Source organism: Bacteroidota bacterium (assembly GCA_037133915.1).
GTDB lineage: Bacteria > Bacteroidota > Bacteroidia > Bacteroidales > CAIWKO01 > JBAXND01.
In genome coordinates, this window is record JBAXND010000028.1 from 44239 (window position 1) to 54917 (window position 10679).

At 44.8% G+C, this 10679-nt stretch carries 6 protein-coding genes; 5 read left to right on the forward strand and 1 reads right to left on the reverse strand.

From position 1 onward, the window contains the following. The first annotated feature begins 67 nt into the window (after positions 1 to 67). The 3 genes from lpxB to WCM76_10495 all read left to right on the forward strand — a co-directional run bounded on the left by lpxB (position 68) and on the right by WCM76_10495 (position 4938). Positions 68 to 1186, forward strand: coding sequence for a lipid-A-disaccharide synthase (lpxB, locus tag WCM76_10485; protein ID MEI6766060.1), 1119 nt, complete (start codon positions 68 to 70; stop codon positions 1184 to 1186). A 67-nt stretch (positions 1187 to 1253) separates the two neighbouring features. Next, positions 1254 to 4076: an AsmA-like C-terminal region-containing protein gene (locus tag WCM76_10490; GenBank protein ID MEI6766061.1), complete on the forward strand. Its 2823-nt coding sequence runs from the start codon at positions 1254 to 1256 to the stop codon at positions 4074 to 4076. A gap of 64 nt (positions 4077 to 4140) precedes the next feature. Continuing rightward, complete coding sequence (locus WCM76_10495) at positions 4141 to 4938, forward strand: (Fe-S)-binding protein (GenBank protein ID MEI6766062.1); 798 nt, start codon at positions 4141 to 4143, stop codon at positions 4936 to 4938. Here the strand turns inward: WCM76_10495 and WCM76_10500 are convergent. Continuing rightward, entirely contained in the window at positions 4933 to 5937 is a 1005-nt protein-coding gene (locus tag WCM76_10500; protein ID MEI6766063.1) for a type I phosphomannose isomerase catalytic subunit, read from the reverse strand. The genes WCM76_10495 and WCM76_10500 overlap by 6 nt on opposite strands. A 150-nt stretch (positions 5938 to 6087) precedes the next feature. Here WCM76_10500 and WCM76_10505 point away from each other — a divergent pair, with 150 nt between their 5' ends. Continuing rightward, positions 6088 to 7956: a methylmalonyl-CoA mutase family protein gene (locus WCM76_10505; GenBank protein MEI6766064.1), complete on the forward strand. Its 1869-nt coding sequence runs from the start codon at positions 6088 to 6090 to the stop codon at positions 7954 to 7956. A 32-nt stretch (positions 7957 to 7988) separates the two neighbouring features. Then, a complete protein-coding gene (gene scpA / locus WCM76_10510) occupies positions 7989 to 10139 on the forward strand; it encodes a methylmalonyl-CoA mutase (protein MEI6766065.1) in 2151 nt (716 codons plus the stop codon). The last annotated feature ends 540 nt before the right edge of the window (positions 10140 to 10679 follow it).

Here is a 10679-nt window from a genome sequence, read left to right on the forward strand (position 1 = left end):
ATTCCTTCATATTGGCTTTATGCAGCGTAAATTTGCTAATTTTGTCAGCATAAGTGAGAACGCAATAATGAAATACTATATCATTGCCGGTGAACATTCGGGTGATCTGCATGCATCCAACCTGATGAAGGAGCTGAAAAAGCGCGATGCATCTGCTGATTTCCGCTGCTGGGGCGGCGACCTGATGCAGGCCGAAGGCGCAGTGCTGGTTAAGCACATACGCGATATTTCGTTTATGGGATTTTCGGAAGTATTGATGAATATCCGCACCATTATGGCAAATTTTAAGCTGTGCCGTGCCGATATTCTTGCATACAAACCTGATGTTATTATCCTTGTCGATTATCCCGGTTTTAATTTGCGAATGGCTGAATTTGGTCATAACCAAGGCATTCCTGTGTTCTTTTATATTTCTCCTCAGGTATGGGCATGGAAAAAGGGGCGTGTGAAGAAGATAAAAGCCTTTGTTGACCGTATGTTCGTGATTTTGCCGTTTGAACAGGATTTTTATCGTTCGTATGATTATCATGTTGATTTTGCAGGTCATCCGCTGCTCGATGCCATTGAACAATACCGCATGTCGGTGAATGTAACTTCATTTGTCAAGAAAAACGGCCTTGATGAAAGGCCCGTTATTGCTATACTTCCCGGAAGCCGTCATCAGGAGATATCACGCATGCTGAATGTTATGCTGCAGGTGGTGCCTGCATTTCCCGCATATCAGTTTGTGGTGGCGGGAACGAGTAATTTCGACAGCGGTTTTTATACAAAACTGCTTGGTAACAGTGGCGTGAAAATAGTTTACGGACAAACGTACGACTTACTGTCAAATGCCCGCGCTGCGCTTGTTACATCGGGCACTGCCACACTGGAAACTGCTCTGTTCGGCGTTCCGGAGGTGGTTTGTTATCGCGGTTCCGGAATCTCCTTCCAGATTGCAAAACGACTGGTGGATATAAAATATATCTCGCTGGTGAACCTGATTATGGATAAGCCTGTGGTTACAGAGCTCATTCAGTCTGACCTGAATCTTGAGAATCTGAAAAAGGAATTGAAGCTTATTCTTGATGATACCGATACGATTGAAAGAATAAAAACCGATTATAACGCATTGCGCGAAAAGTTGGGTGGTTCGGGGGCGTCGGCTAAGACTGCCGAATTGATGATGCACTATCTGAAAAAGTAAAAATAGTTAGTTTGAATGCCGATGAATCGATTATTGTTGGTTTATCTTTACCTAAAATCTTCAGCATATGAAAAATAATAAATTGCTTCGCAAAGTTTTGAAAGGTCTTGGAATAGCCCTTATGGTAATTATTGTCCTCGCCATTATTCTTCCCTTTGTATTTCGGAAACAAATTGTGGAAGCCGTTAAAACGGAAATCAATAAAAGTGTGAACGCGAAAGTTGATTTCACGGATTATCATCTCACGCTCTTCCGTAATTTCCCTGATTTTACACTGGGTCTCGACCATGTTACCGTTGTGGGCGTTGATGAATTTGCAAAAGATACTCTTGCAAATATTCAATCATTGAAGGTTACCATCGGTTTGTTCAGCGTCATCAGCGGAAGCCAGTATAACATTAAAAAGATTTCTATCGATCAGCCTAAAATATTGCTGAAAGTGCTGAAGGGTGGCAAGGCCAACTGGGATATTGCAAAACAAACGGCTGCGGATACTGCAAAAGCTGCACCAGCCGCAGAACCTTCCTCATTCAAACTGTCGTTGAAAAAGCTGACCATCACCAATGCTTCTATTAAATATGATGATGCCGATGCAGGTATGTACGCCGACATTAAAAATCTGAATCATCTGCTGAAAGGTGACCTTACGGCCGATTTTACATCGCTGTCTACAGAAACAACGATTGACACCATTGATTTTTCATACGGTGGAATTCAATATCTGCATAAAGGAAACATTTCGCTGACGGCCGATATTGATGCCGATTTAAAGAATTCCAAATACACCTTTAAGGAAAATGAGCTTCGCTTAAATAATTTATTCCTTGGTTTCGACGGATGGGTGGCCATGCCTGCCGACGACATCGACATGGATATTAAATTCAGCGCACGCAAAACGGAATTCAAGAATTTCCTTTCACTGATACCTGCTGTTTATTCCAAAGATTTTGAAAAGGTGAAGACCGGCGGAACGCTTGCACTCGATGGTTTTGCGAAGGGTACGTATAATGATAAGTCGCTGCCCGCATTCGCGCTGAATGTACTGGTGCAAAATGCCATGTTCCAGTATCCTGATTTGCCTAAAGCAGTGACGAATATTAATGTTGATGTTCATATTTCTAACAAAGACGGTAAGCCAAACAGTACGCTGATTGATATTAAAAAAGCGCATTTTGAGATGGCCGGAAACACGGCTGATATCCGCATGAGCGTTGCAACTCCTGTTTCCGACCCTGCTATTGACGGCACCGTAAAAGTAAAGATTGACCTGGCACAGGTTAAGCAGTTTTATCCGCTTGACGCATCGGAACAGCTCAACGGAAAAGTTGATGCTGACGTGAGTATGAAAGGCAGACTTTCTTCTATTGAAAAAGAAAAGTACAACGAATTTCAGGCAAAAGGTCAGATTGGCGTTACAGGTATGAATTACAAAAGTAAGGACTATCCTCAGGGTATCATGGTTAGCGAGCTGAAACTCTTGTTCTCACCTCAGTTTGTGGATATGCCTGCCTGTAATATTAAAATGGGCCGTTCGGATATCAGTGCCAATGGCCGCCTCGACAATTTGTTATTTTACATTTTCAAAAACGATAAGCTGAAAGGTACATTCAACAGCCGTTCGAATGTTGTTGACCTGAATGAATTCACAGGCGGAAGCTCATCGGCAACTGCAACTCCTGCTGCCACAACGCCTCAGCAGAGTTCTGCCATGACGGTCATCGAAGTTCCTGCAAATCTTGACATCGTGCTGAAGTCGAGCTTCGGTAAAATTATATATGATAAGATGGAACTGAGCAATGTTCTCGGTATTGTTAAGATTCAGGACAGAAAGGTTACCCTCGAGAATTTGAAAATGGATTTGCTGGGCGGAAACATGGCCGTGAGCGGCTTTTACAGTACTCAGAAAACACAGCCACAGGTCAATTTTAATTTAGATATCAAGGGATTTGATATTCCGAAAACCTATAAAACCTTTGTTACTGTGCAGAAGCTGGCTCCCATCATGGAGCGCTGCACTGGGAAATTCTCTACCACAATGAGTTTTATTACCGATCTGGATGGGGCGATGAGTCCGGTTTATAATACGATGAGCGGTAACGGTAAACTGAGTGCAAACAATGTGAGCGTTCAGGGATTTGAGCCCCTGAACAAGGTTGCCGAAGTTCTGAAAATTGAAAAATTCAGGAAAATAGGATTTGATAAAACAGAGATTAGCTTTAGTTTTGCAAACGGAAAACTGGAAGTGAAGCCTTATACCTTCACATTTGAAAAGATTAAGGCAACTGCGAGCGGATTTAGTTCTTTGGATCAAAGCATCAATTATCTTGTCAATCTTGAAATTCCGCGCGAATTGTTCGGCGGGCAGGCCAATGGTGTGCTGAACGATTTAGTGGGCAAAGCGAACAGCAAAGGTGCAAATCTGACTCCCGGGAATACCATATTTGTTGACCTCGTAATTGGCGGGACCGTCACAAAGCCAACGGTAAAGGCCGGTGTGAAAGGAAGTGCGAAAGAAGTACTTGAAGACCTGAAAAAAGAAGCCGAGAAGCAGATAACGGATAAGGTGAAGGAAGAAGTGGGTAAGGTGAAAGCCGACGTCCAGGCGAAAATTGACAAGCTTCTGGCCGATGCCAATGCAAAAGCACAGCAAATCCGCGATCAGGCGAAAGCTGCAGGCGATAAGCTTGTTGCCGAAGCGGATGCACAGGGACAGGATCTGGTGAAGAAAGCTTCGAATCCTATCGCGAAAGCAGCAGCAAAAGAAACGGCAAAGCAAATGCTGAAAGAAGCAAAGGATAAGTCGCAGGCGTTGCAGGATGAAGGCAACCGGAATGCACAGAAAGTGCTTGACGATGCTCAGAAAGAAGCCGATAAATTGCGCAATAGCTGATAGAATTACGAATCATAAAATTTAATGCTTCGCTGCAACGGGGCAGCATAATGTTCAGAAAGAAATGTCAGAAAAAGAAAAAGTAAATGTTCCTCTGTTTGCCGATGTTGCCGCAGAAGGAAAAAATCCGGAATATCTGTTTTGGGTGGGCTGTGCGGGCGCATTCGACGACCGCTATAAAAAAGTTGTACGTGCGTTCACGAAAATACTGACACACCTGAAAACAGATTATGCCGTTTTGGGTGCGGAAGAAACATGCTCCGGCGATCCGGCGCGCAGAGCGGGAAACGAGATGCTCTATCAGATGCAGGCACTCACCAATATTGAAACATTCAAGCGTTACAGCATCACAAAAATACTGACGGTTTGTCCGCATTGTTATAATATTTTTAAGAATGAATACCCCGACCTGGGCGGAAACTATGAGGTGGTTCATTACGCCGATTTTCTGCAGCAGATGATTCAGCAGGGAAAGCTCAAAGTAAATCAGGGTATATTTAAGGATAAAAAAATCGTGTATCACGATCCGTGCTATCTTGGACGTGCGAATGATAAATATGAAGCACCGCGTAAAGTGCTTTCCGCTATTCCGTCGGAGAAAGTGGAGATGCCGCGTAACCGGAGTTTTGCTTTGTGCTGCGGTGCCGGTGGTGCGCAGATGTTCAAAGAGGCTGAAAAAGGCGATAAGGAAGTGTTTATTGAACGTACCGAAGAAGCGCTTGAAACCGGTGCGGATATTATTGCATCAGCCTGTCCGTTTTGCATGGTAATGCTCACCGACGGATTAAAATATAAGAATAAGGAAGAAGAAGTTTTTAATTACGACCTCGCCGAACTCGTTGCAATGTCGCTTGATTTATAAGCTTTTTTCCTGCTCACCGTCAATCATAATTTCCAAAATACGGCTTTTTACCGAAGGCTGAAGCTGAATATTTTTTAGCTCAGCCGGTATTAGTACGGCTTCTGCTTTTTCCACACTCACTTTTTCACCTTCGTTGTAAATGATGTCGAAGCTGCCTTCGAGGCAGAGATAGGCAACAAATGAATCAACAGCGGCATAATCGAGTTCCTGCAGCTTGTCAAATTCAAGCAGGCTGACGCTGAAATGCGGCGATTCTGCCAGTACCCGTACATCATTATTTTCAGGATTAACATGGCTTTTGTATGATGGATACGCCTTGAAATCGATTACGTCCAATGCCGATTCAGTATGAAGTTCACGCAGCATGCCTTCGGGCGTGAGCCGGTCATAATCGTACAGGCGATACGTAATATCCGACGACTGCTGAATTTCTGCAAGCAAAATGCCCGGTCCGGTAGCATGAACACGACCTGCCGGAATAAAGAACACATCCCCGGCAAGGGCTTTTTCTACATTCAGAATTTCCTTTAATGTTTTTTGCTCAAGATGCTTTTTATACGTAAACAGGTCTGTTTCTTTCTTGAAACCGCAAATAACTTCGGCATCTTTATCGGCTTCAAGAATGTACCACATTTCTGTTTTGCCCAGACTGTCGTGGCGTTTCATCGCTATTTCATCATCGGGATGAACCTGTATGCTCAACCAGTCCTCTGAATTGATAAATTTTATCAGTATCGGAAACTCAAGCCCAAAGCGGTCAAACACGCTGTCGCCCACCAGATCGCCCATGTAAATTTCAATGAGTTCGCTGAGCAGGTGGTCTTTCAGGAAACCGTTCTCAACTACCGATTCTTTGTCTTCAACACCCGAAAGTGCCCACAGTTCACCACAATTATATAAGGGTGAAAAATCTTTTCCGAGAACGGTACGTATTTTTTGTCCGCCCCAGATTTTATCGAGGTACAGCGGTTTGAATTTCAGTGGATACAATTCATTCATAATAGCTTGCTTTTATGTTTGCAAAGGTACACTAATTATCATTTTCGTGAATGTTTCGTCTTCTTTCAAGCAATAGTGAAAACACATGCTTTTTTTCGTATTTTTGTCCTGAAAACAGGGCTTTTTGCCTTCAAAAATACCGCATAAAAAATGGCTAAGTCAAATAAAGATAAGGAATTATTCAATGATTTTCCGCCCGTAAGTACCGAGCGCTGGGAAGAACAGATTACCAAAGATCTGAAAGGCGCCGATTACGATAAGAAGCTTGTATGGAAACCTTCTGAAGGATTGAATATCAAGCCGTATTACCGTGCTGAAGACCTGAAAAACAAAGATTATCTGAATACCCTGCCGGGAAGTTTTCCCTTCATTCGCGGAAACAATTCAAAAAGTAATACCTGGGAAATCAGACAGGAAATTGTAGTCAATGATATTGCCGAAGCGAATAAAATGGCGTTGAATGCCATTGAACGCGGTGCCGAGGGCATCAGCTTCCGCCTCAAATTTCTGAGCTCCGAAGAAGAACTTGGGAAATTGCTTGATGGAATTGACCTTACAAAAACAGGTCTTCATTTCAGTGCAGTTTATTCGTTCACAATTTTGTGCGATATGCTGCTCGATGTTTTGAAGAAACGGAAAATCAATCCAGCGAAAGTGCATGGTTCATTTAATTTCGATTCATTAGGCTATTGCCTGTTGCACGGACAGTTCTTCAATACACGTGAAGATAATTATCAGGAAGCCCTTTCAATATTTAAAATTGTTTCGGAAACACTTACCGGATTCAGGATTATCAATGTGAAAGCATCCCAGTTTCACAACGGAGGTGCAAGCATTGTTCAGGAACTGGGATTTGCACTGGCTGCCGGAAATGAATATCTGGCTACCCTTACAGGCCTTGGGCTTGATGTTGATGAGGTGTGTAAGCGTATGCAGTTCACGTTTTCCGTTGGGTCCGATTATTTTCTTGAGATTGCCAAGATTCGCGCTGCACGCCTGCTATGGGCGCGCATTGTGGAACAGTATGAACCTGACAGCGAAAGTGCCGGCTGTGCCTATATTCACACAATCACTTCGCTCTGGAATAAAACACTGTACGACCCCTACGTAAATATTTTACGCGGAACCACCGAAACCATGTCGGCTGCCATTGCCGGTACCGATGCAATGACGGTACTTCCGCTCGATATTGCCTACCGCGATGCCGATGAGTTCTCCGGCCGTCTGTCGCGTAACACCCAGATTGTACTCCGTGAAGAAACTCATCTTGACAAGGTTGTCGATGCAGCCTCCGGTTCTTATTATATTGAAAATCTTACCGATTCCATAGCGGAGCTTGCATGGAAATTATTTCTTGATGTTGAAGACCTGGGTGGGATGGGAAATGCCCTGGAATCGGGTTTCGTGAAGAGTGAGATTATGAAAACCCGCATTCAGCGCGATATGGACATCGCCATGCGGAAAAGCCCGATATTAGGCACAAGCATCTTCCCGAACCTGAACGAGAGTATGCTGAATCAGATTCAGCGCGTGGAAGAGGTGGGCTCCAAAGGCGGTCTGCAGATATACCGTGCCGCACATGCATTTGAAGACCTTCGTCTGGCAACCGAAGCATGGGTGCAGGATGGAGGCGTGCGACCGAAAGTGTTTGTTCTTACCTACGGAAATCTCGCCATGCGTAAGGCACGTGCCACCTTCAGCGCAAACTTCTTCGGCGTGGCCGGTTACACGGTGCTCGAAGAAAAGGAATTCAACAACATTGACTGGATGCTGAATGCCGTTCAGCAGGAAAGCGCCGACATCGTTGTGATTTGCAGCTCTGATGAAGACTATGGAAAATATGCCGATGAAATTGCAACAGCACTGAAAAAGAAAGATAAGGATATTCAGGTGGTGATTGCCGGTAATCCGAAAGACCTGATAGAGCCCCTGAAAAAAGCAGGTGTTGATGAGTTCATTCATGTGCGTTCCAATGTTCTCGAGACGCTCAGGAAATTTCACAAACACATCGGTATTTAATTTATTGAAACGATAACACTTAGTATTAAGATATGAGACCAGATTTTAAGAAGGTTAATATTAAAAGTAAGAAAGACGGGCAGCCGGATTTTGGTTCGTGGGAGAAGAAAGAAGGTAACAAAACCTGCTGGGATACTGCCGAAAAGATTGATGTGAAGCCTGTGTACGGCAACAGCGATTTGCTCGGAATGGAGCACTTGAACTATGCCGCGGGCATTCCGCCATTTCTGCGCGGACCGTATTCCACCATGTATGTAATGCAGCCATGGACCGTCAGACAATACGCCGGTTTTTCAACCGCCGAAGAATCAAATGCCTTTTATCGCCGCAATCTGGCGGCAGGGCAGAAGGGACTTTCCGTTGCCTTTGACCTTGCCACGCACCGCGGTTATGATTCCGATCACGAGCGTGTTGTAGGCGATGTCGGAAAAGCCGGCGTGGCCATCGATTCCATACTTGATATGAAGATTTTGTTCGATGAAATTCCCCTCGACAAAATGTCGGTATCCATGACGATGAATGGCGCGGTATTGCCGGTTCTCGCATTTTATATTGTGGCAGCCGAAGAGCAGGGCGTTCCCATGGACAAACTCAGCGGAACCATTCAGAATGATATTCTGAAAGAGTTTATGGTGCGGAATACTTACATATATCCGCCCTTGCCGTCGATGCGCATCATTGCCGATATTTTTGGTTTTACCTCGCGCAATATGCCCAAGTTCAATTCCATCAGCATCAGCGGTTATCATATTCAGGAAGCCGGCGGAACTGCCGATATTGAACTGGCATATACCCTTGCCGACGGTCTGGAATATCTGAGAACAGGGGTTGAGGCAGGTCTCGATATTGATTCGTTTGCACCCCGCCTTTCATTTTTCTGGGGCATCGGCATGAATCATTTTATGGAGATTGCCAAACTGCGTGCCGCCCGCATGCTCTGGGCGAAGATTGTGAATAAGTTCAATCCGAAGAACCCGAAATCACTGGCGCTGCGTACACACTGCCAGACATCAGGATGGAGTCTTACCGAGCAGGATCCGTATAACAATGTTACCCGTACCTGCGTCGAAGCACTTGCTGCCGCGCTGGGCCATACGCAATCACTGCATACCAACGCACTCGATGAAGCCATTGCGCTGCCTACCGATTTTTCGGCACGCATTGCGCGCAACACTCAAATATATTTACAGGAAGAAACCAATATCTGCAAAGCTGTTGACCCCTGGGCAGGTTCGTATTATGTGGAATTCCTCACACACCAGATAGCCCATAAAGCATGGGAGCTGATAGAAGAAGTGGAAGAACTGGGCGGAATGGCAAAAGCCATTGAAACCGGTATTCCTAAAATGCGTATCGAAGAAGCTTCGGCACGCAAACAGGCACGTATCGACAACAGCAAGGAAGTGATTGTGGGTGTGAATAAATACCGCCTCGATAAGGAAGCGCCCATGGATACCCTTGAAGTGGATAATACGGCGGTGCGTGAATCTCAGGTTACACGACTCAAACTGCTCAAAGCAAAGCGCGATAACAAAGCTGTTGAGGCATCGCTCGAAGCCATTACCGAAGCATGCCGCACAGGCGAAGGTAATTTGCTGGAACTGGCCATTGATGCTGCACGCAAAAGAGCATCGCTGGGTGAGATTTCATTTGCATGTGAAAAAATATTCGGGAGGTACAAAGCCGTGATACGTTCTATATCGGGAGTATATTCATCGGAATCAAGTCAGGATCCGAGCTTTAAACAGGCTTGTGAACTGGCCGATAAATTTGCAGAAATGGACGGTCGCCGGCCGCGCATCATGATTGCAAAAATGGGGCAGGACGGTCACGACCGCGGAGCCAAAGTGGTGGCAACCGGTTATGCCGATATAGGATTCGATGTTGATATCGGACCGCTGTTCCAGACTCCTGCTGAATCTGCCAAACAGGCCGTAGAAAACGATGTGCATATTTTAGGCGTAAGCAGTCTGGCGGCAGGACACAAAACCCTTGTTCCGCAGGTAATCGCCGAGCTGAAAAAACTGGGACGTGAAGATATTCTTGTAATTGTGGGCGGCGTTATTCCTGCTCAGGATTATGATTTTCTTTACAAAGCCGGTGCCATCGCTATTTTTGGTCCGGGCACCCGCATTTCCGAAGCTGCTGTGAAGATGCTGGAAATCCTTATAGGTAATAAGTAATAGTTAAAAGTTAAAAGTTAAAAGTGAAAAGTGAAAAGTTGGCGCGTTTGTAACGCGTGCCGGCAGCGGTGTGTTATTTGCAACTATCCCGTTAGGGTTAAAAGTGAAAAGTGAAAAGTGAAAAGTGAAAAGTGAACAGTGAAAAGTGAAAAGTGAAAAGTGAAAAGTGAACAGTGAATAGTTGACTATCCCTGAATAGCGTTGACCGATTTTACGATGCTTAACTGATAATGTTATTTGCAACTATCCCGTTAGGGATATAATATTTCTAGAAACAAAGACGCCACACAAACCGGCGGCGCACGGATAATGATTGTTTAATGTGATGTTATTGCATGCGCCGCAAAATAGGTCATAAATACGGGCTAAGGCTTAAGGTTAAAAGCGAAAAGCTAAGTCAAAGTCCCTTTCACCGCTACGGGGAAAAGCCTGTCCCGATTCATCGGGAGGATTTAGGGATAGGGGCATGATACCTGTGAACACTCCCGGAGATAGTCAACAACATACTCTGATATACCTGTGAACACTCCCGGAGATAGT

Bases quoted from the DNA above. Each gene is read 5' to 3' on its own strand.
- lpxB (MEI6766060.1), top strand. From the start codon at position 68: ATGAAATACTATATCATTGCCGGTGAACATTCGGGTGATCTGCATGCA.
- WCM76_10505 (MEI6766064.1), top strand. From the start codon at position 6,088: ATGGCTAAGTCAAATAAAGATAAGGAATTATTCAATGATTTTCCGCCC.
- WCM76_10490 (MEI6766061.1), top strand. From the start codon at position 1,254: ATGAAAAATAATAAATTGCTTCGCAAAGTTTTGAAAGGTCTTGGAATA.
- scpA (MEI6766065.1), top strand. From the start codon at position 7,989: ATGAGACCAGATTTTAAGAAGGTTAATATTAAAAGTAAGAAAGACGGG.
- WCM76_10500 (MEI6766063.1), bottom strand. From the start codon at position 5,937: ATGAATGAATTGTATCCACTGAAATTCAAACCGCTGTACCTCGATAAA.
- WCM76_10495 (MEI6766062.1), top strand. From the start codon at position 4,141: ATGTCAGAAAAAGAAAAAGTAAATGTTCCTCTGTTTGCCGATGTTGCC.